Origin of the sequence: Kribbella sp. C-35 (assembly GCF_046549195.1) — a bacterium.
Lineage (GTDB): Bacteria > Actinomycetota > Actinomycetes > Propionibacteriales > Kribbellaceae > Kribbella.
Window position 1 is genome coordinate 64,874 of sequence record NZ_JAJPWG010000007.1, and the last position, 26,196, is coordinate 91,069.

25 protein-coding genes are annotated in these 26,196 nt (G+C 68.2%); 7 read left to right on the top strand and 18 right to left on the bottom strand.

The genetic code is table 11. The annotated features are described in order from the left end of the window. Positions 1-41: 41 nt before the first annotated feature. From ACLJOO_RS37945 to ACLJOO_RS37970, 6 genes are all read right to left on the bottom strand, one after another. Complete coding sequence (locus ACLJOO_RS37945) at positions 42-656, bottom strand: hypothetical protein (RefSeq protein WP_410792589.1); 615 nt, start codon at positions 654-656, stop codon at positions 42-44. Between the two features lie 82 nt (positions 657-738). Continuing rightward, positions 739-1,434 carry a hypothetical protein gene (locus ACLJOO_RS37950; RefSeq protein WP_410792591.1) on the bottom strand — a complete coding sequence of 232 codons (696 nt, stop codon included), beginning with the start codon at positions 1,432-1,434 and terminating at the stop codon, positions 739-741. 78 nt (positions 1,435-1,512) lie between these two features. After that, positions 1,513-3,039, bottom strand: a complete 1,527-nt coding sequence (locus ACLJOO_RS37955) for a precorrin-2 C(20)-methyltransferase (protein ID WP_410792593.1) — start codon at positions 3,037-3,039, stop codon at positions 1,513-1,515. Next, complete coding sequence (locus ACLJOO_RS37960; RefSeq protein WP_410792595.1) at positions 3,036-3,665, bottom strand: precorrin-8X methylmutase; 630 nt, start codon at positions 3,663-3,665, stop codon at positions 3,036-3,038. Before ACLJOO_RS37960 ends, ACLJOO_RS37955 begins: the two co-directional genes overlap by 4 nt. After that, positions 3,662-4,780, bottom strand: a complete 1,119-nt coding sequence (locus tag ACLJOO_RS37965) for a precorrin-3B synthase (protein ID WP_410792597.1) — start codon at positions 4,778-4,780, stop codon at positions 3,662-3,664. Before ACLJOO_RS37965 ends, ACLJOO_RS37960 begins: the two co-directional genes overlap by 4 nt. Before the next feature lie 10 nt (positions 4,781-4,790). Then, positions 4,791-5,963 (bottom strand): MFS transporter, encoded by a 1,173-nt coding sequence (locus tag ACLJOO_RS37970; RefSeq protein ID WP_410792598.1) that lies wholly within the window; start codon positions 5,961-5,963, stop codon positions 4,791-4,793. A gap of 150 nt (positions 5,964-6,113) precedes the next feature. Here ACLJOO_RS37970 and ACLJOO_RS37975 point away from each other — a divergent pair, with 150 nt between their 5' ends. From ACLJOO_RS37975 to ACLJOO_RS37985, 3 genes are all read left to right on the top strand, one after another. Further along, positions 6,114-6,596, top strand: a complete 483-nt coding sequence (locus tag ACLJOO_RS37975; RefSeq protein WP_410792600.1) for a MarR family winged helix-turn-helix transcriptional regulator — start codon at positions 6,114-6,116, stop codon at positions 6,594-6,596. Positions 6,597-6,681: 85 nt separating this feature from the next. Then, complete coding sequence (locus ACLJOO_RS37980; protein ID WP_410792602.1) at positions 6,682-8,094, top strand: MFS transporter; 1,413 nt, start codon at positions 6,682-6,684, stop codon at positions 8,092-8,094. 9 nt (positions 8,095-8,103) lie between these two features. Beyond that, positions 8,104-8,736, top strand: a complete 633-nt coding sequence (locus ACLJOO_RS37985) for a TMEM175 family protein (protein WP_410792604.1) — start codon at positions 8,104-8,106, stop codon at positions 8,734-8,736. On the opposite strand, the gene ACLJOO_RS37990 is transcribed toward ACLJOO_RS37985, so the two are convergent. From ACLJOO_RS37990 to ACLJOO_RS38030, 9 genes are all read right to left on the bottom strand, one after another. Then, on the bottom strand, positions 8,678-10,234 hold the full coding sequence (locus ACLJOO_RS37990; protein WP_410792605.1) for a carboxylesterase/lipase family protein: 1,557 nt from the start codon (positions 10,232-10,234) through the stop codon (positions 8,678-8,680). The genes ACLJOO_RS37985 and ACLJOO_RS37990 overlap by 59 nt on opposite strands. Positions 10,235-10,290: 56 nt before the next feature. Beyond that, positions 10,291-11,052: a precorrin-6A synthase (deacetylating) gene (cobF, locus tag ACLJOO_RS37995; protein WP_410792607.1), complete on the bottom strand. Its 762-nt coding sequence runs from the start codon at positions 11,050-11,052 to the stop codon at positions 10,291-10,293. Between the two features lie 15 nt (positions 11,053-11,067). Further along, a complete protein-coding gene (gene frdD / locus ACLJOO_RS38000; protein ID WP_410792608.1) occupies positions 11,068-11,421 on the bottom strand; it encodes a fumarate reductase subunit FrdD in 354 nt (117 codons plus the stop codon). Beyond that, a complete protein-coding gene (locus tag ACLJOO_RS38005) occupies positions 11,418-11,798 on the bottom strand; it encodes a fumarate reductase subunit C (protein WP_410792609.1) in 381 nt (126 codons plus the stop codon). The genes frdD and ACLJOO_RS38005 overlap by 4 nt, the downstream gene beginning before the upstream one ends. Then, the gene (locus ACLJOO_RS38010; protein ID WP_410792611.1) at positions 11,795-12,544 is read right to left on the bottom strand and encodes a succinate dehydrogenase/fumarate reductase iron-sulfur subunit; all 750 of its coding nucleotides are present in this window, start codon (positions 12,542-12,544) and stop codon (positions 11,795-11,797) included. Before ACLJOO_RS38010 ends, ACLJOO_RS38005 begins: the two co-directional genes overlap by 4 nt. A gap of 2 nt (positions 12,545-12,546) precedes the next feature. After that, positions 12,547-14,289 (bottom strand): fumarate reductase (quinol) flavoprotein subunit, encoded by a 1,743-nt coding sequence (frdA, locus tag ACLJOO_RS38015; RefSeq protein WP_410792613.1) that lies wholly within the window; start codon positions 14,287-14,289, stop codon positions 12,547-12,549. A gap of 2 nt (positions 14,290-14,291) precedes the next feature. Next, positions 14,292-14,525 carry a hypothetical protein gene (locus ACLJOO_RS38020; RefSeq protein ID WP_410792614.1) on the bottom strand — a complete coding sequence of 78 codons (234 nt, stop codon included), beginning with the start codon at positions 14,523-14,525 and terminating at the stop codon, positions 14,292-14,294. An 84-nt stretch (positions 14,526-14,609) separates the two neighbouring features. Beyond that, positions 14,610-16,106 carry a glucose-6-phosphate dehydrogenase gene (gene zwf, locus ACLJOO_RS38025; protein WP_410792616.1) on the bottom strand — a complete coding sequence of 499 codons (1,497 nt, stop codon included), beginning with the start codon at positions 16,104-16,106 and terminating at the stop codon, positions 14,610-14,612. 71 nt (positions 16,107-16,177) lie between these two features. Continuing rightward, a complete protein-coding gene (locus ACLJOO_RS38030; protein WP_410792618.1) occupies positions 16,178-16,555 on the bottom strand; it encodes a VOC family protein in 378 nt (125 codons plus the stop codon). A 179-nt stretch (positions 16,556-16,734) separates the two neighbouring features. Between ACLJOO_RS38030 and ACLJOO_RS38035 the strand changes: the two genes are divergently transcribed. From ACLJOO_RS38035 to ACLJOO_RS38050, 4 genes are read left to right on the top strand one after another with little or no spacing between them, the layout of a single operon-like run. After that, positions 16,735-17,079, top strand: a complete 345-nt coding sequence (locus ACLJOO_RS38035; protein WP_410792620.1) for a YciI family protein — start codon at positions 16,735-16,737, stop codon at positions 17,077-17,079. Next, a complete protein-coding gene (locus tag ACLJOO_RS38040) occupies positions 17,076-18,263 on the top strand; it encodes an RNA polymerase sigma factor (RefSeq protein ID WP_410792622.1) in 1,188 nt (395 codons plus the stop codon). Before ACLJOO_RS38035 ends, ACLJOO_RS38040 begins: the two co-directional genes overlap by 4 nt. A gap of 18 nt (positions 18,264-18,281) precedes the next feature. Further along, positions 18,282-18,911, top strand: coding sequence for a maleylpyruvate isomerase family mycothiol-dependent enzyme (locus tag ACLJOO_RS38045; RefSeq protein WP_410792624.1), 630 nt, complete (start codon positions 18,282-18,284; stop codon positions 18,909-18,911). After that, entirely contained in the window at positions 18,908-19,291 is a 384-nt protein-coding gene (locus tag ACLJOO_RS38050; protein ID WP_410792625.1) for a VOC family protein, read from the top strand. Before ACLJOO_RS38045 ends, ACLJOO_RS38050 begins: the two co-directional genes overlap by 4 nt. On the opposite strand, the gene ACLJOO_RS38055 is transcribed toward ACLJOO_RS38050, so the two are convergent. Genes ACLJOO_RS38055 through ACLJOO_RS38065 form a run of 3 tightly spaced genes read right to left on the bottom strand, consistent with a single transcriptional unit; the run spans position 19,278 to position 26,117 of the window. Further along, positions 19,278-23,201, bottom strand: a complete 3,924-nt coding sequence (locus ACLJOO_RS38055; protein ID WP_410792627.1) for a hypothetical protein — start codon at positions 23,199-23,201, stop codon at positions 19,278-19,280. The genes ACLJOO_RS38050 and ACLJOO_RS38055 overlap by 14 nt on opposite strands. Further along, positions 23,198-24,562 (bottom strand): esterase/lipase family protein, encoded by a 1,365-nt coding sequence (locus ACLJOO_RS38060; RefSeq protein ID WP_410792629.1) that lies wholly within the window; start codon positions 24,560-24,562, stop codon positions 23,198-23,200. The genes ACLJOO_RS38055 and ACLJOO_RS38060 overlap by 4 nt, the downstream gene beginning before the upstream one ends. A 43-nt stretch (positions 24,563-24,605) precedes the next feature. Then, a complete protein-coding gene (locus tag ACLJOO_RS38065) occupies positions 24,606-26,117 on the bottom strand; it encodes a serine hydrolase domain-containing protein (protein WP_410792631.1) in 1,512 nt (503 codons plus the stop codon). Positions 26,118-26,196 lie beyond the last annotated feature (79 nt).

Here is a 26,196-nt window from a genome sequence, read left to right on the forward strand (position 1 = left end):
TTGGTTACTGCCTGTTCTAGCACAGTCGCCCGCAGGGTGGTTCAGTCGGCGCTGGTGTCCATGCGGTCGTACCGCCTGCGGCCGGCCATTCCGCCGACCACTGCCGCGATCAGCGTGACGACGGCCGCGGCGATCACGGCGATCACGCCGCCGGTCGTCAGCGTCTCGTCCGCGATCGGCACCGACGGCAGTTTCATCCGGTCGAGTACGTCGTACTGCGTGCCCGCCAGCCCTGCTAGCCCGGCGGCGATCGCGGTGACGACGACCCCGACCAGCCAGACGCCGATGCCGTGCAGGGCGCCGCCGGATCCTGCGAGCCGGCCGGCCACGTACCCGCCGTGGTAGTAGGCGAACGCCAGGATCAGCAGCAGGATCGCGCCGGACACGATCCCGATCGTGCCGGCGGTGTTCGCGCTGGTCGTGGCGTCGTCCCAGTCGAAGGTGGCCGCGTAGTCGACGGCCGCCGCGATCGCGCCGGCGATCCCGGTCAGCAGCGCGGTCAGCCCCATCGCGACCAGCCAGCCGTAGAACGTCCCGCCGCCTCTGGAGCGCCGGTGTACACGTTCCCGGACGGGCGGGGCGGTCCGCTCCTCCTCGTACAGCTCGGACGGGCCGAGCCGGTCAACGCGTGTGTCTTCCTGATGCTCCTGGGTCATGTCAGCTTCTCCTCACCGGACAAGCCCCGTGTACCTATCTAGTACCCGGTGAGAAACCAGGAGATCGTTTACCCAGCTTTACTCAGAGCAATTGGTCGATGCGGTCGTGGTAGCGCCTGCCGGACTTGCCTCCGAGGATGGCGGCCAGCAGCGTCAGGACCAGGAGGGTGGCCGCTGCGGCGATGCTGCCGAGCAGGAGGGTGTTGTCGGCGAGTGCCACGTCCGGCCGGTTGATCTTGTCGACCAGGCCGTACTGGTTGTCCAGCACCCAACCGGCACCGCCGGCGAGCAGTCCGACGAGCACGGCGATCATCCAGACGCCGAAGCCCTGCCGTCCGCCGTCGAAGCGAGCCAGCCGGCCGGCGACGTACCCGCCGATGTAGAACGCGAGCGTCAGCATGAAGACCGTGACACCTGCCGCGGTCAGCGAGGCCGCGCCGGGCTGCGCCTTCGCGTCACTGGTGGTGTAGTCGAGGATCTCGGCGGTGCCGAGGGCTGCGGCGGACACGGCGGCCATCAGCAGCACCGACATCGAGATCGCGATCAGCCATCCGAAGAAGGCCGCACCGAACTTGAACCCGCGGTACGACAGCAGGTCCGGGTCGACATCCGGCTCGGCAGCGGCGGCCGGGGGCGTGCGCAACGGCGGCTCGGGGTTGACCGAGATCGTGCTCATCGCCCGGCTCGCGGCCGCGCGCGCCTCCTCGTACTTCTGCGTGCTGGCGTCGCCGGCGGGCGTGGTGATCGTGGCGGTGTCGCCGGGGTACTGCTGACTCATCTCCGCTGGCTCCTCACAGGTCGGTTCGGGGCGGTCCCTACCCGTCCGCACTGCGCCTGACACAGCCGGAGGGCTGATTTAACCGACTCCTGGGGTGCCTTCACTCACCGTCGCCGGGTATCGGCGGGGAGTGAACACCAGCGAGCCGGCCGGGCGGGGCACGGTGCGCGTCTGTGACGAGCCGACCAGGAGCAGGCACCGCATGTCAACCGTTTGAGGATCCAGTTCCGCCAGTGTTGTCACAGTGATCGCCTCCTCGGGCCCGCCCACGTCGCGTCCGACGACGACCGGCGTACCGGGGGAGCGGTGCTCCAGCAGCAGGTCCCGGGTCGCCTCCACCTGCCAGGTACGGGACCTGGAGGCGGGGTTGTAGATCGCTATGGCCAGGTCTGCCTGCGCTGCCGCCGTCAGGCGCTGAGCGATCACCTCCCACGGCTTGAGCCGGTCCGACAGCGACAACACGCAGTAGTCGTGTCCCAGCGGCGCACCGACCCGGCTGGCGACCGCCTGTGCGGCGGTCATGCCAGGCAGCACCCGTACGGCGATGTCGGCGTACTCCGGCTCTGCTGCGATCTCCGTGACCGCACTGGCCATGGCGAACACACCTGGGTCACCGGACGAGACCACAACCACACTGGAGCCCTTGCGGGCCAGGTCGAGCGCGAACGCAGCCCGCTCCGACTCAACCCGGTTGTCCGAGCCATGCTTGCGCTGGCGGGCCCGGTCCGGCAGACGGTCGACATACGTCGTGTAGCCGATCACGTCGTCCGCACCGGCGATCGCGGCGCGTACCTCCGGCGTCATCCACTCCGGCCCGGCCGGACCGAGGCCGACGACGGTGACGGAGCCTTCCGCGGCGGTCTTGGTGACCGGGGCGGCGAAGGTGTTGTTGATGGGGCTCGGGAGGAGGGCGAGGGAGAAGTACGGGACCTCGTCTGGGTCGACCTCGTTGAGCGGGGCTGTGCGTTGCGTGTCGGTGGTCGCGCGTTCGACGTACCAGGCCTCGTCGGCGCGGCCCGCGAGCTCGAAGGCTTCGCGGACTCCGGCGAACGTGCGGCCGAGTTTCATCACGGCGGCCGCGTCGGTGGAGCGGAGGCGGTCCGCCAGTACGTCGGGTGGCAGGGTGCCGGGCAGGACGGTGAGGATCTCGTCGCGCTCGCAGAGCGGGCGGCCGAGTACGGCGGCTGCGGCGCTGACCGAGGTGACGCCTGGGACGACCTCGCACGGGTAGCGGTCCGCGAGGCGCTTGTGCATGTGCATGTAGGAGCCGTAGAAGAGCGGATCGCCTTCCGCGAGCACGACCACGTCCCGGCCGGCGTCGAGGTGTGCGGCGAGCCGGGTGGCGCAGTCGGCGTAGAAGTCGTCCATCGCGCCCTGGTAGCCGCCTGGGTGGTCGGTCGTCTCCGTGGTGAGCGGGTAGACGAGGTGCTCCTCGAGCTGCCCGGGCGTCAGGTACGGCGCGGCGACCGACCGCGCGATGCTCCGCCCATGCCGCGCACTGTGGAACGCGATCACCTCCGCAGCCCCGATCAACCGAGCCGCCTTGACCGTCACCAGTTCAGGATCCCCAGGCCCCAGCCCAACCCCCCACAACCGCCCAGTCACTCTGCCTCACTCGCAATCGCGTTCACGGCGGCTGCAGTGATCGCACTTCCGCCCCGGCGTCCTCGGACGACCAGGTACTCCAGCCCGAGCTCGTTTGCTGCCAGCGCTTCCTTGGACTCTGCCGCGCCGATGAACCCGACCGGGATACCAAGCACCGCCGCCGGACGCGGACCGCCGCCCGCGATCACCTCCAGCAAACGGAACAGCGTGGTCGGCGCGTTGCCAATGGCAACAACTGCGCCTTCGAGGCGATCCATCCAGAGGTCAACGGCAGCAGCGCTCCTGGTGGTCTCCAACTGCTGTGCCAGCCCAACCGTGCGCGGGTCCTGCAACGTGCAGATCACCTCGTTGTCAGCAGGCAGCCGTCGCCGGGTGATACCGGCCGCGACCATCTGCGCGTCGCACAGGACCGGCGCACCGTTCTGGAGCGCGGTGCGAGCGTTCTTCACCACGTTCGGCGACCAGGCAAGGTCAGCGACCAGATCGGTCATCCCGCAGGCGTGAATCATCCGTACGGCGACCTGCGCCACGTCGGCCGGCAGTCCGTCGAGCGCCGCCTCGGCCCGGATCGTCGCGAACGACCGCCGGTAGATCTCCGCGCCGTCCCGCTCGTACTCGTAACTCACACCCGTTCCCCGTCCACCAGATAACCGTTGCCTACCGCAAGAACATCGACGAACCCCGCGCCGGGCTTCCCGCACCGCCGCTCACACCCCGACCAGTGCACCCGCCCACGCCCAACCACCCGCGCCAACCCGCCCGCCGCCTCGCCCGCTGTCGCGCTCAGCAGCGTGGTTGCGTCGGCGCGCACGTCCGCCAGCGCCTTCGCACACCCCGGCTGACCTGCGCAGGCCGTCACACCTTCCCAGACGGAATCGGGTGTGGTCACCAGCCCGACCTCTTCCAGGCCAGTGCTACCCGCCGGCACCACAACAGATCGCCACGGCGTGATCCGAACCTCACCACCAACCAGCACCAACGCAGCAGCCTGCTCCTGCGTCAAACTCCCGAGCGGAACCGTGACAACCAGCCCCGCCCCATGCACCCCAGCAACGACCTGCGCCGTCTCAGCCGGCAGCACCTCAGTCGCCCGCAGCCCAAGCCGCTCGAGGATCAACTCCTCACCACCAGCGACCTCAGCGATCCGCCACTCCTGATCCCGCACCGCCAGAAACGCCTCCGCCGCACCCACCATCAGCTCCGGCACCGCGTCCCAATCAACCCGCACACCGCGGCTCCCGAGGCTCAGCACCGCGACCCGCTCGTCCAGCGCCCGCACAGCAACATCAGCTGCCAGCTCGGCCAGATCCCCACGTCCGTCGTCCAGCGCGAATAGGAACCGTCCCGGCAGCTCAGCCAGCGCAGGGCAGTCGCACAACGCCCGATCCAGGGCAGTAGCGACCGGAAGTACGTCGTACCTCGACTGCTGGTCCAGACCGGAGAGTGGTGACGCCAGGATGTTGCGGACACGCTCGTGCGCCATCGACGGCAGCAAACCAGCCGCAAAGAGCCGATCCGACAGGTCCTGCGGCCCGTCGGCCTGCAGTCCGCGGATTTGCACGTTGCCCCGCGACGTGAGCTCCAGCCGCCCGTCACCCAGTTCGGCCGCAGCAAGACGCAGTACGTCGAGTTGCGCCGCCGTCAGCCGTCCGCCGGGGACCCGTACGCGTGCGAGACCGCCGTCTGCCGCTTGGTGCACTGCCAGCACACCAGGGCATCGATCGACTTCGGTCCTCGCCACAGCCGTGATGCTACGTCCCCGGAACCTCGTGTGTTCTGGCCCACAGCAGGAACCCGACCGCCACCACCGCACACCCGCCTCCGGCCACCATCGCCACCGGCACCGACCACGTGTCCACCACGAGCCCACCGAGCAGCGCCCCGGCCGACAACACCGCTTGGAACGAGGAGGTGAACCACACGGTCGCCGCCTCTCGTGACTCCGGCACAGCCTGCGCGAACATGGTCATCGAGCAGACCGGTACGCCGCCGTACCCGAGTCCCCAGACCACGAGGAGCAGCAACGCTCCCGCCGTACTGCGGCCCGCCACGGGCATGAGGAGCGTTGCTGCGGCGATCAGTGCGGCACAGGTGGCGAACGTGGTGAGGAGGTTGCGGGCTGCCCACAGGCCCGCGACGACGTTGCCGACCAGACCGGCGGCGCCGTAGACGAGTAGGAACAGGCCGATGAGCTCTGGACGTACCACCTCGCGCAGGAACGGCGTGACGTAGGTGTAGGTCGCGAAGTGTGCCGTGACGATCAGACAGGTGACGACGAGGGCGGTCCGGCTGCTACGGAATGCCTTGCGGAGTACTGCGGCGTGGGTGACCTGCAACGGTGGCAGTGGCGACACGGTAGTGCGTAGTGCGACCAGTGCCAGTACGGCGAGTACGCCGAGCGCTGCGAACGACGTACGCCAGCCGGCGAGCTCACCGACGAACGTGCCTGCTGGTACGCCGAGCACTGAGCCGAGGGGGACTGCGGAGAAGATGACGGCTGTCGCCCGCGGCGCCCAGCGCTCCGGGACGAGCCGTCCGGCGAGACCGGCGCCGATGGACCAGAAGCCGCCGATGGTCAGGCCGACGAGGAAGCGTGCGACCAGCTCGAGCAAGAAGACCGGTGCGGCTGCCGCGAGGAAGCCCGCGACGGCGAGCAGGACCATGAGGGCGCAGAGCATCAGGCGTCGGTCCAGCCGAGCTGTCGCGAGCGTCACGACAGGTGCGGCGACGCCGGCGACCAGACCGGGCATCGTCATCAGCCAGCCGGTGCGGCCCGGGGTGAGCGCGAAGTCGGCGCCGATCGGGCTGAGCAGGCCGATCGGGAGGATCTCGGTGGTGACGATCGCGAAGATGCCCAGCGTCACCGCGCCGACCCCGAACCACTGAAGGGCTCGTGGTGCGGCCTGGGTAGTCAGAACAGTCATGTCTTCCAGGCAACTGCCCGTAACACCGCCCGGCTCGCGATTTCGCGACACCCCGCTCAGCAGACACCAAGCCGTCGCATTTCCGCGATCGAGGAATGATCCGGCTCGGGATCATCTGTGGGCGGATCATCTCGCGCTACCCTCGAAGGTATGGCGCAGCTTCCGGAACGTACCGTGCCCGACCTCACCGGCTACCTCACGCACGCCGGCCACGTCCTGGAGACCCAGTTGTCCGCGGCGCTGGCGGAGATCGGCCTGACGCTGCGGATGCAGTGCGTACTGCGGCACGCGCTCGAGGCCGAACGCACGCAGATCCAGATCGCCGAGCTCTCCTACATGGACAAGACCACGATGGTGGTCACCGTCGACGCGCTCGAGAAGGCCGGGTACGCCGAACGCCGGCCGTCCGCGACCGACCGCCGCGCCCGCATCATCGCCGTCACCGACGCCGGCGCCGAGATCGCCGCCGCCGGCCAGCAGATCGTCGACCGCGTCCACGCCGACGCCCTGGAAGCCCTCACCGCCCAGCACCGCAAGACCTTCGTGGACTCCATCACCACCCTGGTGGACGGCCCGCTGGCCACCCCCACCACCGCCCAGCCCGTACGCCGCTCCCGCCAACGCACCAGCTGAACACCAGGTCGTCCAATAGAAGATCGTCTACTACGAGACTATCTGTTATGGTCTCTCTCATCGGGCTATGTGATGGGAGAGAGCTGTGGCTGTGGTGGATTCGGTGGGGGTGCGGGCGCGCGGGAAGGCGCTCGTCGTCCTGTGTGTGATGCAGTTGATGATCATCTTGGACGGGACCGTGGTGACGGTCGCGTTGCCGACGCTTCAGGCGGATCTCGGGTTCTCGCAGGCGGGGCTGGCCTGGGTGATGAACTCGTACCTGATCGCGTTCGCCGGACTGCTGCTGCTGGCGGGGCGGATCGGGGATCTGATCGGGAGCAAACGAGTCTTCGTCGCAGGGCTCGGGTTGTTCACGGCTGCGTCGTTGCTGTGCGGGGTGGCGGGCAGTGCGGAGGTGCTGATCGCCGGCAGGTTCCTGCAGGGCGTAGGCGGGGCGCTGGCCTCGGCAGTGATCCTGGGCATGATCGTGAGCCTCTACCCGGCTCCCGGCGAGCAGGCGCGCGCCATGGGCGTTTACAGCTTCACAGCCGCCAGTGGCGCGTCGATCGGGCTCATCTTCGGTGGTGTGATCACCCAGACCATCGGCTGGCACTGGGCGTTCCTGATCAACGTCCCGATCGGTGTGATCTCACTGGCGTTCGCCGTACGGCTCCTTGCACACCAGCCCGGACTCGGCCTCGCCAACGGTGCTGACGTACTGGGCGCCGTACTGGTGACCGCAGGGCTCTCTCTGGGCGTCTACACGATCGTCCAGACCGCAGAACCGCAGGCGACGCTGACTCGCACGCTGGTGCAGGCCGCAGCGTCGCTCCTGCTGCTGGCCGCCTTCGTCGTGCGCCAGGCGCGGATCAAGAACCCGTTGCTTGCCCTGCGCATCTTCCGTCGCCGTCAACTCACCGTGGCCAACGGTGTGGTCGTACTGCTCTTCGCAGCCGGCTTCGGTTTCCAGTTCACCACCGCGCTCTACGTGCAGCGGGTCCTCGGCTACGACTCGCTCACCACCGGCCTCGCGTTCCTGCCCGCGCCGCTGATGAACGCGCTCATGTCGCTGTCCCTGGCGCCGCGCCTGACGGTCCGCTTCGGTCCGCGCAAGATGCTGATCGCTGGACTGGTCGTGTTCATGCTCGCGCTGCTCTGGATCAGCCGTGCCCCAGTAGACGGCTCGTACGTCGTCAACGTCGGACCAGTGCTCGCCGTGATGGGTGCCGGCATCGGTGTGGCCATCCCGGCCTCGATCATGCTGGCCATGTCCGGTGCGGACGCTGGTGACGCCGGACTGGCCTCAGGACTCAACAACACCGCCCAGCAAGCCGGTGCCGCCGTCGGCACCGCAGTACTGGCCACGCTGGCCGCATCCACGACCACCAGCCGCCTCGCGGAGGGTGCGGGCGACCTGCTGGCACTACGCGACGGGTACGGTGCCGCGTGGCTCGCAGCAGCCGGTTTCGTGCTGGCGGCGACCCTGTTGTCGGTCAGCCTGCTCCGTACGGAGCGCTAGTCTTCCGCCGTGAGTACGTCGAGAGATCCCGACCGCCTGGTGCTGTTCACGGACGCGGTGGTCGCGATCGCCATCACGTTGCTGATCCTGCCGCTGGTCGACCTCGTACCCGAGGTGAAGGCGGAGGGCGGTGACGCGGTCAGTGTGATCAGTGAGCACCGCCAGGAGATCTTCACGTTCTTGTTGAGCTTCGTGGTGATCGCGAGCTTCTGGCTGGGGCACCACCGGCTGTTCGAGCACATCCGCGCGTACACCCCGGCCATGATGCGGGTGAACCTGCTGTGGTTGCTCACGATCGTCGTACTGCCGTTTCCGACCGAGATCATCGGTGCCTTCGAGAGCGACCGGTTCACCGCGGGTCTCTACATCGGCACGATCCTGGCGCTCAGTGTGTGTCAGTCCACGCTCACCTGGATGGTCCACGGTCACAAGGAGTTGGAGAGCCCGGACAATCCGGTCGGCAAGCAGGAGCTGGTGAGCTCTCTGCTGCTGACCGGGTTGACCGTGCTCGCCTACCTCCTGGCGTCGCTGGTGCCAGGCGTGCACTTCTACGCGATGTTGCTGCTGCTGTTGTCGCCTGTCTTCATGCGGGTGTGGAAAGGCCGCTCCAGAACCCGCACTGGTGCTCAGCAGACAGATTGACTCGCTGGATGCCGCCCTGGTCCGTCGGTGCGAGTGAGAGCCCGTTGACCGTCTGTGCGCCGGTAGGAGACCAGTGCGGCCGGTCCGGTCCGTTCGGGTTGCCGGTCCGCGCGAACGCCGTCCAGTAGTCGATCATCTGGTTCGACAGCGTCTGCTGCGTCTCCGACATCGGGAAGTCGTATCCGCCGAGCCGGAACAGGTACGGGAGCTCCATGGCGTGTGCGGCTCCCAGCCCGGGTGCAGCGATCGGGGAGTGCTTGTCGGCGAACTCGTACGCGTACACCGGGACCTTACGCGCCGCCTGCTGGTCCGTCGCGACCTGTGTGCAGGACCAGATCCGGTCCGTCGTCACAGCACCCCACGCGGCAGCTGGCGACTCGTAGCGCGACTGCGGGTACTGCCGTAGTACCTGGGCCGCCTTCTGCGCGCCGACCATGTTCTTCACCAGCCCCGGGTAGTCCTTGATGTCCCCGAACGCGGCCAGCCAGCCGTTCGCTTCGTCGTGGTTGTTCCCCGAGATGATCGGCACCCGGTGGAACAGTCCGGCCTTCATCGCCTTCGCCGGGCTGAACGGTACGACGGGAGTCCCGCCGTACCCGATCTGCGTGAACTGGAGTTGGTCGTCCACCAGTACGTCGGGCTTCAGGTCGCGCAGACAGTCGAGTGTTGTGCAGTGCTTGCTGTCGGCCCACTCCTTGCCGGTCGCCTGTACGCGGCTGACCGGGACCCAGGGCGCGTCAGCGGACTGGCCTGGGTACTGGCTGTTGTCGGCCCAGTTGAAGGCGCACGAGCCGCTCTGCATGATCGCCTTCGCGAACAGGCCGGTGGCGGTCGGGGAGGTCAGCTGTGCGCACACGCTCATCCCGCCGGCGGACTCACCCGCCACTGTGACGTTGCGTGGGTCGCCGCCGAACGCACTCGCGTTGCGCTGCACCCAGCGCAGGGCGGCCTGCTGGTCCTGGAGGCCGAACGTTCCGGAGCCCGGCAGGCCTGGGTACCCGAAGAAGCCGAAGATGCCGAGGCGGTAGTTGACCGTGACAACGACCACGTCACCGCGGGCGGCGAGCTTCGACGCCTCGTAGCTGCTGCCGGCCCCGGAGAAGAACCCGCCGCCGGGGATCCACACCACGACGGCCCGTGGTTTCACGGACGGCCTGGCGGGAGTCGTCACGTTCAGATACAGGCAGTCCTCGGCAGTCGAACCGTCCGGCGCCTCAGAGTTCGCCTGCTGCGCACAGACGCTACCCACCTTGGACGCTCGAACACCGGCCCACGGCTCAGCCGGCTGCGGCGCCTTCCACCGCAACACCCCAACCGGAGGAGCCGCGTACGGAATCCCGTCATACACCAACGCATCCCCAACGGTCGTACTAGCCACCAGCCCTTTGTCGGTCCGCACGGCATCCGGTTGCGCAGCTTCACCGGTATCCGCGAACCCCACCAACAGCCCGGCCGGAACCACCGCGGCCGCGATCATCGCCAAGAGTCTTTTCGTCATACCGGCAGCCTCGACCGGACAACGCACCGACGGCTTCGGTCGGGCGGCCAGAAGCACTAAGACTTTGGTCTACGTAGCAGGTAGGTGTCCATGATCCAGCCCTTGCGTTCTCGGGCCTCCGCGCGGACCTTCTCGATCTCCGGCGCGACTTCCCGCAGCGGACCCGAGATCAGCAGCTCGTCGGGCGTACCGAGGTATGCACCCCAGTAAATGTCAGCGTCCTGATCAACATGCTCAGTGAACGCAGTCTGCGCGTCGAGCATCACCACGACGTCGTCCACCCCGTCCGGCCACTCCTTCGCCAACCGCCGGCCAGTGGTGATCTGGATCGGCCGCCCGACCTGGTTCAGCCCGACCCGGTGCCGCGCGGCGAGTGTCGACACGCTGCTGATCCCGGGAAGCACCTCGACCTCGAAAGCAAGCTCCCCACGCAAGAGAATGTCGTCGAGGATCGCCAGCGTGCTGTCGTACAGCGACGGGTCGCCCCACACCAGGAACGCCCCCACCTGGTCCTCGCCCAGCTCGGTCGCGATCAGGTCCGCGCACACGTCGGCCCGGCGCCGCCGCCAGTCGTCGACCGCCTCGACGTACGCCGACGTCGTACGATCCCGCTCCGGGTCCTGCCCGACGACGACCCGGTACTCCTTCGACGTCGCGTACCGCCGCAGGATCTCCGACCGCAGCTCCACCAGCTCCTGCTTGACCTCGCCCTTGTCCAGCACGAAGAACACGTCGACCCGGTTCAGCGCCGACACAGCCTGCATCGTCACCTGCTCCGGATCACCCGCACCGACCCCAACAACCACAATCTCCCGCATGCGGCGCAGCTTATGTCAGACCGTCAGCAGCAGTCCGGCCGCGATGACACATCCCACAACGGCGCCGCCGTAGCACAGGAGAACGATTGGTACGGCGTACCGCTTCAGCTGTAGGCCGTCGTACAGCGTGTAGCGGAAGCGGTGCGCCCAGTGGAACAGCGCGAGCGCGCACAGGCCGAACAGCACGAGGCGGGTCAGTGGATTGTGCAGTACGGCGTACAGGTGGGCATGCGATGGCGCCGACAGCAGGCCGAGTGGGAACGCGATGCCGAACAGGAACAGCAGGATCGGCACCATGAGTGCGGCCACCATGCCGCCGGAGCTGAACAGCATCCACAAGAAGGGCTCGGGGGAGCGGCGGCGGTTCATCGCAGGACCAGCCACGCGACGGCGCCCGACAACACCACCAGGGCCAGGTAGTGCGCGGCAACGATCTGCCGCGCCGGGATCCGGCTGCCGCGCACCTTGATCACCATCGCCCGTGGCGCGAGCCCGAACCACGTCACCACGTGCAGCAGCACGAACAGCATCGCGACCACGTTGATCGCGACCACCCACCACTGACCACTCCAGTCAAGGAAGCGCTGGTACGACGCGGCGCCGTCGCTGATCGCATTCACCAGCAACAGCAGGAACGCCACGAACCACGCGACGAAGACGCTGCTGAGCTCACGCAGTACGAACAGCACGTACGCACGGCGCTCTAGCCACCAGAACAGGTGAATCGGCCGCTGGTAGACACTCATCGCTTTCTCCGCGAACGCGGCATCAGCAGTTCCTTGATCGACTGCGTCGCAGCCGTCAGCTTGTACCGCTGGATCGCCCCGGCCGGATCCACGCCCTTCGGGCAGACAGCGCTGCATTCACCCACGAACGTGCAGGCCCAGATCCCTTCCGGCGAAGACAGTACGTCGCGACGCTCGTCCGCACCCTCGTCGCGCGAGTCGAGGTTGTAGCGCTGCGCCAGAGCGATCGCCGCCGGGCCGAGGAAGTCCGGCTCGAGGCTGTAGACCGGGCAGGCCGAGTAGCACAGCATGCAGTTGATGCACATGCTGAACTGCTGGTACTCGTCCAGCTCCTCCGGTGTCTGCAGGTACTCGCCCTCCTCGACCGGGCTCTGCACCTCCCGGACCACCCACGGCTTGACCTTCGGCAGCTTGGTCATGAAGTCGTCGATGTCCACCACCAGATCGCGAACGACCGGGAAGTTGTGGAGCGGCTCGACCCGGATCGGACCGGGGGCGTAGTCGGTGAGGAACGTCGCACAACTCAACTGGGGTTCGCCGTTCACCGTCATACCGCAACTGCCGCAGATCCCCATCCGGCACGACCACCGGAACGACAGCGTGCCGTCCAGGTGGTCCTTCACGTAGGTGAGGCCGTCCAGGATCGCCCAGTGCTCCCGCAGCGGGACCTGGTACGACTGCATGACCGGCTCGGTGTCGACTCCCGGCCGGTAGCGGGCGACCTCCAGGGTGATCTCGGTTGTCATCGCTATCTCCCGTACACGCGTTCGCCCGGCGGCCAGCGGGTGATCGTCACCGGGAGGTACCCGACACGGCTGGTGCCGTCCGGTTGGCGCCGTACCAGCGAGTGCGCCAGGAAACGGTCGTCGTCGCGGGCCGGGAAGTCGGTCCGCTGGTGCGCGCCGCGCGACTCCTCCCGGAGCGCTGCGCTGTCGATGATGCACTCGGCAACATCCAGCATGAACCCGAGTTCGAGCCAGGCGATCAGTTCGGTGTTGAAGTTCGTGCTGTGGTCGTCGATCGCCGCGTGCTGGAAGCGCAGCCGCAGCTCCGCCAGCTCATGGGCGGCCTTGGTCAGGGAGTCGCCGTCCCGGTAGATCCCGGCGCCGTTCTCCATCGTGGCCTGCATCTCGGTCCGGATGTCGGCGATCCGCTGGTGCCCCTCGATGCGCCGGCCCAGCTCCGCCGCCAGCCGCCGCTCCTCGTCTCTGCCCTGCGCGATGATCGACGCCGGCACTTCCCGGTGATAGCGAGCCGCGAACACCGCGGCGGCGCGGCCGGCCCGGTTGCCGAACACCAGGCACTCCGGCAACGAGTTCGACCCCAGCCGGTTGGCGCCGTTGATGCTGACGCAGGCCACCTCACCGGCGGCGTACAGGCCGTCGAGCGGGGTCTCGCCGCGAATGTCCGTATGAACCCCGCCCATCATGTAGTGCACGACCGGGCGCACCGGGACGAGCTCAGTCACTGGGTCGATGTTCTGGTACTTCGAGCACAACTCCCGGACGAACGGCAGCTTCGCGTCGATCAGCTTCGCCCCGAGGTGCCGCAGATCCAGGTTCACCACCGGTCCGTACGGCGTATCGATCGTGCGGCCCTTCTCCATCTCGTGGACGAACGCCTGCGACAGCCGGTCGCGCGGCCCGAGTTCCATGTTGCGCAGGACCGGTTCCGGCGTCGGCGTACCGAGGTCGTAGTCCTGCAAGTAGCGGTAGCCGTCCTTGTTCAGCAGCCACCCGCCTTCGGCCCGGGCCGCCTCGGTGATCAGGATCCCGGTGAACGGCAGACCGGTCGGGTGGTACTGGACGAACTCCATGTCCTTGAGCGGGGCGCCGGCACGATAGGCGAGAGCCATCCCGTCGCCGGTCTTGATGTTGGCGTTCGTCGTGAACGGGAAGACTCGTCCGCAGCCGCCGGTGCAGAGGATCACCGCGTTCGCTGTGATGGTCTCGATCCGCCCGGTCGCCAGTTCGATCGCGACGACGCCGTACGCGCGTCCGTCGTCGACCAGGATCTTGGTGACGTACCACTCGTCGTACCGGACGATGTCGGAGTAGGAGAGCGCGGTCTGGAAGAGCGTGTGCAGCAGGTGGAACCCGGTCCGGTCGGCGGCGAACCAGGTGCGCTTCTTCTTCATGCCACCGAACGCGCGGACGGCGATCTTGCCGTCCGGCTGCCGGCTCCAGGGGCAGCCCCAGTGCTCGAGCCGTAGAAGCTCCCGAGGGGCTTCGGCGACGAACGCTTCGACGGCGTCCTGGTCGCACAGCCAGTCGCTGCCGGACACGGTGTCGTACACGTGCTCGTCCAGCGTGTCGTCGGGCCCGGCCACGGCCGCGGCACCGCCCTCGGCGGACACCGTGTGGCTGCGCATCGGGTAGACCTTCGAGATCACCGCAACGCGCAGTGCCGGGTTGGTCTCGGCCACCGCAATGGCAGCTCTCAACCCGGCACCGCCACCTCCGACCACGACCACATCGTGATAGTCAGCCATGGTCAGGCTTCGTGATCGCCGCTGTGCTCGTCGGCCAGCACTTTGCCGTCGTGCCGCACAGTCCGGATCCTGACGCTCCCGTCGTGGAACTCGTGCCGCATCTGCCGGCACCCACAGGCAAACAGCACGTCGTCGAGCCGGAAGCCCTCGAAGTCGTCTTCCTGGCTTCGATCGGCATCTCCGAGCCGCCCACAGGGCGCCCGTTCCCCAGTGAGATGCGTCTTGGTCCCCGTCATCCGCCCACCTCCTCCACCCTCCGAGGTGTTAGTGACCTACATCACACCTCGATAGTGCGCCTCGGTCGGCGGGACGGCAATGGGTTACTGCTTGGCCTGGCGCCACTCGCGTTCGAAGGGCAGCCGCCAGGCGCGTGGGGCGATCAGCTGGTGGATCGCGTTCGGTCCCCAGGTGCCGGGCTGATACGGCTTGACCGGCGGCGGGTCCTCGAGCAGCGGCGCGGACCGGTCCCACAGCGACTCGATGCCCTCGGCCGTGGTGAACAGCGTGTGGTCGCCGCGCATCGCGTCCAGGATCAGCCGCTCGTACGCCTCCAGTACGTCGCCCGCGCTCCCGGTCTCCTGGGTGGAGAACTGCATCGACAGCTTCTCCAGCCGCATTCCCGGACCGGGCCGCTTGCCGTAGAACGACAGCGACACCCGCGACGAGTCGGCCAGGTCGAACGTCAGGTGGTCCGGACCCTCCGAGCCGACGCCCGAGCCGGCCGGGAACATCGTCTTCGGCGCCTCCTTGAAGGCGATCGAGATGATCCGCTGGCCCTCGGCCATCTTCTTGCCGGTGCGCAGGTAGAACGGCACGCCGGCCCAGCGCCAGTTGTCGATCTCCACCTTCAGCGCGATGAACGTCTCGGTGTCCGAGTCCGGCGCGACGCCCTCTTCGCCGCGGTACCCGGAGTACTGCCCGCGGACCACGTCGCCCGGGTTGATCGGCAGCATCGACCGGAAGACCTTGTTCTTCTCCTCCGAGATCGCCCGCGGTTCCAGGGCGGTCGGCGGCTCCATCGCGACGAACGACATCACCTGCATCAGGTGCGTGACGACCATGTCCTTGAACGCGCCGGTCGGCTCGTAGAAGGTGGCGCGCTGGTCCAGGCCGAGCGACTCCGGGATGTCGATCTGCACGTGGTCGATGAAGTTGCGGTTCCAGATCGGCTCGAACAGCCCGTTCGCGAACCGGAACGCGAGGATGTTCAGCGCGGCTTCCTTGCCGAGGAAGTGGTCGATCCGGAAGATCTGCGACTCGTCGAACGTCTCGTGGACGAAGTCGTTCAGATCGATCGCGCTCGCCAGGTCGTCGCCGAACGGCTTCTCCATCACCACCCGGGCGCGTTCGACCAGGCCGGCGTCGCGGAGCATCGCGATCACCGCCTGCGCCGCCTTCGGAGGCACCGACAGGTAGTGCAGCCGCCGGGAGTCCGGGCCGAGCTGCTCCTCGGCGGCCTTCACCGCGGACGCCAGCGCGTCCGGCCCGGCAGTCACCGGCACGTACTCGAGCCGGTCGGCGAACTGCGCCCACTCCTCGTCGCTCATCTTGTGGGTGCCGAACGTCTCGACCGCCTTCCGCGCACGCTCGCGGAACTCGTCGCTGGTCAGGTCCTCGGTGGCGGTCCCGATGACCCGGACATCCGGTGTGAACTTGGATTGCTGGAGGTATGCCAGGCCGGGCAGCAGCTTGCGCTTGGCGAGGTCGCCGGTGGCCCCGAACAGCACGATCACATGCGGCGCCAACGGCTCCGGGTCCCGCCGTGACGGCCGCGACCCGGGCGCCGGATACGCAATGGTCTGAGTACGGTCAGGCATTCAGTCCTCCCGAGGACGCCACCGGAGCCAACACTCTTCGCAGTCTAGGTGGCCACGGTGACGCCCAGGGGTCAGGCTGATTGCCAGAGACCGAGAATGTTGCCCTCCGGGTCCCTGAAGTACGCCGCGAAACCCATGTCGCCGACCGGCAGCTTCTCGCCGACCCGTTCGCCGCCGAGGCTCTCGATCGTCTTCCAGGCCGCGTCGATATCCGGTACGTCGACCGTCAGCATCGGCCCCTTGAGTTCTTCCGTGCGCTGGAACATCCCGCCGTTGATGAAGCCCGGCTCGGCCGGCATGGACTGCTCGTTCACCGGCCCCGTCGACGCCATCGTGTAGTCCATTCCGGGCATCTCCATCAGGTTCCACCCGAACGCGTCGCGGTAGAACGCCCGCGCCCGGTCGCCGTCGTCGTACGGAACCTCGAAGTGCACGATCCGCCCTGTCATCGCAGCCCCTCCCGTCGGTATGCCACTACGACCCGACGCTAGACCCGGCACGCCGCACCGGCCAGGGCTTGCACCACCTCCAGGGCATGGGCTGAGTCTTTTACGGTCTTCTACGGTAGGGGTGTCTGTTCTCGCTCGGGCCGTTCGTCGGTGGGGTGAAGACACTCTGGAGGAGGACCGTGAAGTACTTGCTGATGATCTGTGGCGACGAGTCGGCCGCCGCGCATGCCAATGACGGTTGCGGCGGCTGGACGGAGGAGATGGAGTCGCGCGGGGTCGTGGCCGGTGGGGCCGGGCTGCGGCCGCCGGACGAGGCGACCACGGTGCGGGTGCGGGAGGGTGAGCTGCTGCTGACGGACGGGCCGTTCGCGGAGACGAAGGAGCAGATCGGCGGGTTCGTGCTGATCGACTGCGCGGACCTGGACGAGGCGATCGAGATCGCGTCGAAGCACCCAGCGGCCGGCTACGGCACGATCGAGATCCGGCCGGTCTTCGAACCGCCCGTGGTGGAACCGCCGGTGTGACCTTCGAGGAGATCTACCGGCAGGAGTGGGGCCAGGTGGTCGCCACTCTCATCCGGCTCACCGGAAACTGGGAGCTGGCGGAGGAGTGCGCCCAAGAGGCGTTCGCCGCGGCCCTGGAGCGGTGGCCGAACGACGGCGTACCGCATCGGCCTGGTGCGTGGCTCACCACGACCGCACGCAACCGCGCGATCGACTGGCTGCGCCGCGAGGCAGTGGGTGCACAGAAGCTGCAGGAGGTGGCTGCGTTGACGCATGACTCCGAGCCGCCGTACGACGTACCGGACGACCGCCTGCGGTTGATGTTCACCTGCTGTCATCCCGCACTGGCGATGGAGGCACGGGTGGCGCTGACGCTGCGGACGCTGGCCGGTCTGAGTACGACGGAGATCGCACGGGCGTTCCTGGTGCCGGAGACGACCATGTCGAAACGGCTGACCCGTGCGAAGCAGAAGATCCAGCACGCGGGCATCCCGTACCGCGTCCCACCCGCACACCTCCTGCCGGAGCGGACACCCGCCGTACTGGCTGTCCTGTACCTCCTCTTCAACGAGGGGTACTCCGATGTTGTCCGGAGCAACCTCAGCGGTGAAGCGATCAGACTGGCCAGACTGCTCGTCCAACTCATGCCGGACGAACCTGAGGCCGCTGGACTGCTCGCACTGATGCTGCTGCACGACGCGCGCCGCGACACCCGCCTGGCACCGGACGGCGCTCTGGTCACGCTGGACGAGCAGGACCGCACTAAGTGGGACAACACGCGCATCACCGAAGGCGTGGACCTCCTCGACGCCGCACTGCGCCGCGGCGAGCCCGGCCCGTACCAGGTCCAGGCCGCGATCGCGGCCTGCCACGCCACCGCCCGAACCGCAGCCGACACCGACTGGCCCCAGATCGCCGCCCTCTACGCCCAGCTCCCACAGACACCCGTAGTAGCCCTCAACCGCGCCGTAGCAATCGGCATGGCAGACGGCCCAGCCGTCGGCCTACGCCTGGTAGAAGAACTAGCCGCCGGCCCCCTACTCGGCTACCACCTCCTCCCCGCCACCCGAGCCGACTTCCTCCGCCGCCTGAACCGCCCCACCGAAGCCGCCACCGCCTACCGCGAGGCCCTGACCCAAGCCACCACAGAAGCCGAACGCCTGTACCTGGAGAAAAGGCTGCGAGAGGTGTCTGTCCAGGGCTGAGTCGTTCGTCGGTGGGGTATGACGGACATCAGGAGTGCTGTAGCGGGAGAGCGGGCCGAGCTGGCGGAGGTTCTCGCCGGGCTGGGCGAGCGGGACTGGGACAAGTCGACGCTGTGTGCCGGGTGGCGGGTGCGGGAGTTGGTTGCGCATATCACCCTGCCGTACCGGATCTCGACGCCGCGGTTCCTGGCCGGGATGGTGCGGGCCGGTGGCAAGTTCAACCGGTACGCCGATCGGCAGGCGCGGCAGGATGCGGCGACGCTGACGTCGGCGCAGCTGGTCGAGTGTCTGCGCCAGAACGTCAACCATCCGTGGAAACCACCCGGCGGCGGCTTCGAGGGTGCACTGTCGCACGACGTGATCCACGGTCTTGACGTGACCGTTGCGCTAGGCATCGATCGCCAGGTGCCGCCCGAGCGGCTGCGCATCGTCTTCGATGCGATGCAGCCCCGGCACGCCAAGTACTTCGGTGTCGACCTGTCCGGTGTCCAACTGCAGGCCACCGACCTCACGTGGACCTACGGCAGCGGCACCCCTCTCACCGGCACGGCACAGGACCTCTTGCTGGTTCTCAGCGGCCGTAGCCTTCCACCCAACCACCTCTCCGGTCGCGACGCCGACCGCTTCACCGCTGGAGTGACCCGATGATCATCTGCCTCCCGATCGAGGACCGGCCGCGCTCGTACGCCTTCTACCAGGAGGCACTCGGCCTGACACCGGTCGGCGAACCGGCCGAGGACGGCATCCCGGAACCGCTGCAGTTCCAGTTGGCCGACGACGTCAGGATGATGCTGATCCCGACCGAAGGCTTCGGCTGGGTGCTCGGCGACCAGCCGGCCGCGCGAAGTGGCCAGAGCGAGTGCATCCTCAACGTTCAGGTCGACAGCGAGGCGGCTGCCGACGCGCTGGCTGCCAGGGCGGTCGCCGCCGGGGCAGTGCAGGTGACGGCACCAACTCGCAAGCCATGGACTTACATGGCCACGTTCACCGACCCCGACGGGCACCTCTGGATGGTCACGGCTCCTTGAGTTCGAGGGCGTAGTCGCCGTGGGTGGCGGTCCGGAGCACGACCCGGTCGGAGTCGACGGTCAGCCTGATGATCGGGTCGTCGACGTATAGCCCGGCGATCCGGGTGCCTGCCGCCGGATCCCACACCGCGACGTTGCCGCCAGTCGATCCGGTGACCAGAACGGTCCGCCTGTTGAGCGATCCGAGCGCCACACACTCGACTGCTGAGGCGCGGTCCGCCGGGTTCTCGATCCGCTTCCCGTCCGCGATCGTGTACAGCCGCGCCCGCCCGCCGCATGCCACGGCGACGACCGCGCCGTACCCGGGAAGGTTGCCCAAGGCCACAGAGGTCGCCTGCTCCAGGTTCGGCTTGACGTACAGCAGAGCCCAGCCCTGCTCGAGAACGTACGACGGCAGGTCGACGAACGGCCCGGCGATCGCGCGGGGACGCTTGCCTTCCCGACGGGCGGGGGACAAGGTCCGCCGGTCCCAGACCCAGACGGCGCCGTCGACCGACCCAGTCGCGATCACCGGCACGCCGTCCACCTCACCGGCCGCCGCGACCGACTGCGGCCACGCCTCCGGCCGTTCCAGGTCGAGCGGCCGAGGGCCGAACCAGTTTCGCGACGGTTCGTTGCCGAGCTCCTCCGGGACTGTCGTCGGCACGAACCGGTCGTAGTGCCACTGCTCCGTTGTGGCACTACGAAGTCGCGAAAGCGTGACTCCGTCGCGGTTCGCGTCGTACTCGAGCTGCTGCAGCTGCACCAGGGCGGTGTCGTCGTAGTCGGGTGCCGCCGCGACGATCGGATGTCCGCCGACCACGCCGATCGCGATGGCCCGAGTGCGTTCGTCATACGGCGACTCCTCGACGTGCGCGTGCCCTTCGGTGAACCAGTACAGGCGGTTGCCGATCCCCGCGGCGACCACGAACGGCGCGCCGATCCGGGCGCCGGCCATGACGTCCAGCAGGCTGCCGCTGTCGAACGGGATCGGATCGGTCCGCCAGCCCTCCCGGCTGTCGACGGGATTGATCAGCAGAATGCGATGGGCGTGGTCCGGGCCGGGCTCGTCCTGCACGGCCAGGAGCACCAACGCACCGTCGTCCTCGATCCCGAAGCCACGGACGTCGAAGGCTTCGAGTGCCGGCGCAAGGTCGAAGGAGCGCAAGGTCACGGCGTCGACCATCTTCAGCGAGCGGTCGAAGTCGACGCCGGCGATGACCTGCCGTCCGTCGACCCGGCCGACCCCGATGGCGTGGCCGAGCCCGACGTCAGCTGCGGCGATCCGTTCCTTGGTGCGGGCGTCCCACACCTCGAGGATCCGGTCGTACCCGGCCGAGGTCACCACGACCGGGCGACCGTCGATGACGGACATCGCGACGGCCGTGGCCCGGTGACCGAGCGGGATCATGGACCTGGAATCCGGTACGCCGGTCCGCGGGTCCCACAACTCGATCCGGGTGTCGACCGCGATCGCCACCATGGGGAGGCCGTCGACGTGGCCAAAGCCGAGACCACGGACCTTGCCGGTCGTGCCGTAGGTCGACTCGAGATCTGCTCTCCAATCGAGGCTGCCTTCGACCATCCGCAGCCAAGGCGTGGTCGCGAGTCGGCCGACCGCATCCCCCAGCCCGGTCAGCGAGGCGCCCGGATACTCCTTCAACCTGGCGTGCAGCTGCCCCGGGAGTTGGGTGGGGTCACGCGTGAGAGCGGTCCGGCTCCGGCGGAGGGTCCGTTCCATCACGTCGACGGGCTGGAACGTCGTCATCCACCGGACCGTCGCGTCGACGTCGTCGCGGGTCGAGTCCTGTTCCATCACGAACTTGGCCGCGGTGATGACCGCGTCGGTCTGGTCGACGCCCAGCAGCTCGACCGCGCGGGTGAGCCAGCCGGCATCTGTCACCATGTCGACGACCGCCGCGGAAGTCGGTGCGATCCGGTCCGCGTCGGCCACCAGATGCTCGGCGAGGTAGCGAACCGCGTAGAAGTTCGCGTCCGCCCAACCGTCCAGGGCCGACCGCTGCCGCGCGGCCAGCGCTCGCGCGATCCGTCGGTGGCCGGCGGCGTACGACGCTTGCGCGTGGAAGTGCTCCACGAACGTCTGGTGAGCGAGCCGGTACGTGCTCTGGCCGTGTTCCCCGTCGAGCATGACGTACGGCGCAGCCGCGACCAGCAGGTTGTCGAGATCGGCCTCGCCGGGAGGGCTCGCCGTGAACGCTCCGGCGGCTGTGGCCCAGATGCCGTCGGCCCGAGGAAGCCCCCGGCCGCGGGCATGGGCAAGGGCCTCCAGCAACGGACGGAAGTTGCGGTCGGCAACGGTCAACCGCTCCACCGCGGTCGCGAACAGGCCGCGGTTGTCCTGTTCCAGCAACTCTGCGAGCTCGGGTTCCGCCGCGGGGGTGAGCAAGTCGGGCCGGGCGAGCATCTCGTGGACGGCGAGTCGAGCGTAGAGGAAGTGCCGGTTGTGGGCTCCGACGCTGCGCGCTGCTGCGGCCGCAGTGTCGTGGTCGATCGGCAGTGCGCTCAGCCGATGCTCGACGTACCTCGTCACCGCTTCGGCATCGAGATCCACCGTCACGGTGGTGGTCGGTTCGAGCGCGTCGAGCAGGTTGGTGTCGACCGGCTCCAGACGGTCGAGTCCTTCGTTGGTCGAACGGCGAGTGCCGACGACTACCCGGCAGCTGGGAACCTCGGACAGTTGCCGCAGTACGGCGGCCACCTCCAGCGGAGCCTGGGCCTCGTCCAGGGCGTCGACCATGACCGTGCGGTCCTCGACCACCGTCCGCAGGCCTTCGAGCGTGGTGGAGACGTCCGGCTCCCCTTGAAGGTCGGCCGCCAGCCGGTTGATCACCTCGGTGGTCGTCAGACCGGTGAGCAGGACCGTGGCATCGAAGACGTCGTCCGGCGGCTGTTCCGGCGCGGCCAGCCGTGTGACCCGGTTGGTGCGGATCAGGAGCTCGCGCAGTGACGGGTTGCTGTGTACGACGAGGTTGCCCAGGACGGCGGACTTGCCCGAGCCGGCCGGTCCGGTGACGGCGAGCAGCCCGGAGTCGGTGGAGCGCAGCCACTCGGTGATCTCCTGATGCTCCCTGCTGCGCCCCTCGAAGTACCAGGTCGGCTCACCGAGCTCCGCCCCCTGCGCCTTGGGTACGAAGAACTTGCGCTGATCCTTCGGCAGTCTGGCAAGGAATGCCTCCAGTTCGAGATAGACGTCCTGGGTGGCGGTCACGCCCGCGCCGAGCGGCCGCGCCGGCGGGGTCAGCGGCCGGGCGTGGCCGAGCCTGACCGGGATCGCGAAGCCGAACGCCAGCTGGTCCTCCAGACGGCCGACCAGGTCGGCCACCCGGATCACCTCGTCGTTGGCCGTGAAGGACTTCAGCACCAGGTCCAGAGCCTTCGGTACCGCCTCGAGGAAGCTCGATCCGGTGCCGCCGCCACCGAGCAGCGCGAAGCGTTGGGCCGGATTCGTCTTGGACAGGACCTTCGCCGCGAGCAGTTGGACGAACCGCTCGGCGCCGCAGGCCTCGATGACGACCACCGTCCACGCTCCGTCGTCGTCGCTCCGGCCGAGCCACTCGTCCGCCAGATAGTTCGCCAGTTTCTCCGCGGGGAGGCCCGAGCTCCGCATGCGCTGCGTGCTGTTGTACGACGCCAGCCATGCCTCCTCATCGTTCGACTCGCCATGGCCGACCCAGACCAGGACCGAACTCCGCGGACCGTCCCGCCCGACCCAGGCGCCCAGCTCCCGCTCCACCCAGTCGGCGTCCGGCCGGCCGTCGGTCCAGGGATGCATGACCCCGCCGTACGGCGCGAGCAGGTCGGCGATCGCCTCGGCGTCGGCGTCGGCCGGGATCGACGCGAACGGCCGTCGTACCTCGGTGCTGTAGGTGGCGATCGGGATGGGATAGATCGTGAAAGCGGGCTCACTCATCGGTCCGCCTCCTCAGGTAGGACCGCCATGACCTGTTCGGTGACGGCCGATGCGCCGCCGCCCTTCACCTCGACGCGGTAGATGCCTGGCTCATTGAGGACGACCGATGCGATCAGTGCCCCGTCGCGACGCTGCAACGGCGGCACCGCCACCTGCCAACGGCTGAAAGCGTCGACGACCCGGCACGTCGTACCGGTCGCGTCCGCGCCGGTCACCGTGATGGTGAGCGGTTCGGCTACGGAGACGACGTCGGGTACGTAGATCCCGATCTCCCCAGGTCCGAGCGGCGGACCGGCGGTGTCGTTGGTCAGCACGTCGCGCACATGCGAGATGGCTTCCTCGGTTGCCGCAACGGCACCATGGGACTGCGGGAGCGTGCCGGGGGACACGCCGAACCCAGCGGCCGATCGGCGGAACACCGTGCCGTCGCCACGCAGATCCAGCCGCTCCCTGATCACTCCGGCCGGATCGGTCATACACGTGTGCATGAGGGGCGTCAGTACGCCGTCACGCATCGACACGCTCTGCATCGTCGGCTGCTCGACGCCGATGAGCAACCGCAGATTGCCGGCCTCCCCTTCCATGAGTTTGTCGTGCCGCAGAAGGGATTCGTCGGCAAGTTCCCGGTCGCCGTCGAGATTCGCGATATCGCCGGGCTCGAGCCGCCGTGCGGTCGCTCCCTCGTCGACGCAGCGATAGAAAGGCAGCAGGTCGTACAGCCCGGGCATGTGCTGGACCAGTTTGCGCAGCCGCTTGCGGGGAATCGGCAGGCCGTCTCCCGAGCTCAGGATGTACGCCGACTTCACGGAGCCGTAGTACGGCGTGCCGAGCGTGACCGTCGTACGGACGTCCGACGCACCGCCGAGCACGTGCAGGTAGTACCGGGCGACCAGGCCGCCCATCGAGTGCGCGATCAGGACGACCTTCGCGTCGGCGCTGCCGGACGGATGCGCCTGCCACTGGGACAGGTGCCGGTCGACCAGTCGCTCGAGTTCGTGCGCGTTGTGTTCCACGGACAGCCGCCAGTCGTACGGGAACTCGCACAACGCATCCGGATGTGCGAGCACCCGTCCGATCCCGGTCAGCAACTTGGTGTACGGCTCGAAGCCCTTCAGCACCGGCGCGAACGCCGGGAAGCGCAACAGCCCGGTCGCACGGACGCGACCGGTCCGGCCCGCCCGTTCGTCATCGGTGACAGCCAAACGTTTGAGCGCTCTCCCGGTCGTCCACGCGCTGACCCACCAACTCGCATCGTCGAGCCCCCACAGGACATCGCCCGACTCGACGTCTGCCAGCGAACTCCCCATGATTCCCGGGATCACGATGACGGCATCCCGGCACACCGCCCCCACAGCGTCCATCCGAACCCACCCCCGGATTCAGTCTCGATCCGGGTCAGGCGAATTACCAGACCGTGGCGGGGTGGCGAAGCTTGGCCGGCCGGAGCGCCTTCTTGGTGGCTGATTGACGGCGGAACAGGCGGCCGCCGTACCGGAGCCATTCGACCTGTCCGTCGGTGCCGCGGACGAAGTTGGCGCGGACGTGGGTGGGTGTGCCGTCCGGGTTCTGTGCGAGCACGTAGTCCTTGCGGTAGAAGGCGAATCGGAACAGAGTTTGTCCGCCAACGCCGGCTACCAGTTCGCCGCTGTCGGCGGTGAGGTCGAGACCGAGCTCCTCCGGCTTGCCGTCGAAACCGATCTGCTGGGAGACGTACGTGCCCTCGTAAGCAGCCAACTTCCGAGGCGGCAGCTCCTGCGGTACGGCGCGCAGGTTGGTGACGCCGGCGAACTCCTGCAGCGCCCAGTCGTCCGCGAACAGCTCAGCTACCAGCGACGGCCCGCTCTCGGAGTTGGTGAGCAGAGTGATGGCGAAGTCCCGCTGCGGTACGAACAGGAAGCCGGAGTGCTGACCGGACCAGTCCCCGCCGTGCTGCACCACCGTCGGGCCCTGAGCGGTCGGACGCAGCATCCAGGTGACACCCACCCCGTTCAGCTCGACGAACAGCGTGCCGCCCGGACCCGGGTGCGACTGCATAGCGCGCCTGCTGCGGTCGCTGAGCAGCTGGGGGAGGTCCCGGTGCCCCAGGTGGTACCGCGCGTACCGGAGCTGGTCCCGCGCGCTCGAGATCAGCCCACCGACCGAGTGCAGCGCACGTGGCATCGCATCGAATGACGGCTCGACGACCGGCTTGCCGTCGACGATGTTGTGCGACGCGGCGACGCTGAAACTGTCGAGCTCGCTGTGGAAGAACCGGCTGTGCGCGAGCCCCAGCGGATCGATGACCAGTTCACGGGTAGCGGTCTCGTACGGCTTCCCGGTCACCACCTCGATGATCCGCCCGGCCACGCCGATCGCCGCGTTGTTGTACGAGAACACCTTCCCGAGCGGCGTGAGCTGCGGGACCTTCGTCATACCGGCGACGTACTGCGCGAGTGCTTCGTCGCCCTGTCCCGTGTCCTCGAAGTAGTCGCCCTGCCAGCCGGCCGTGTGGTTCAGCAACTGCCGGACGGTGACCCGTGCCGCGACCGACGCGTCCTGCGTCGCGAAGTCCGGCAGGTACGCGCGGACCGGCCGGTCCAGGTTGATCCGGCCGCGCTCGACGAGCCGCATGATCGCGGTCGCGGTGAACGTCTTGGAGGTCGAGCCGATCCGGAACACGGTGTCGGCGGAGACCGGTTCGCCGGTGTCCACGCTGGTGACTCCGAAGCCGCGGACGTACTCCCGGCCGCGGTACCAGACGCCGAGACCGGCGCCCGGGATCGCGTACTTCGCCATCCCGGCCTCGATCTTCTCGGCCAGCCGCCCGATCGCGGCCGGGTCCCTACTTGTGGTGGCCGATGACGGCAGAGTGGTCAATGCAGCAATCGGTACGGCAGCGGCCGCGGACTTGAGCACGGTACGACGGGTGAGCGACACATCAACGTCTCCTCGGACGAGTAGGAATGCTTCCGATGCCGCTATTATTACCAATGTTGGTATCAATGGATACCCTGAA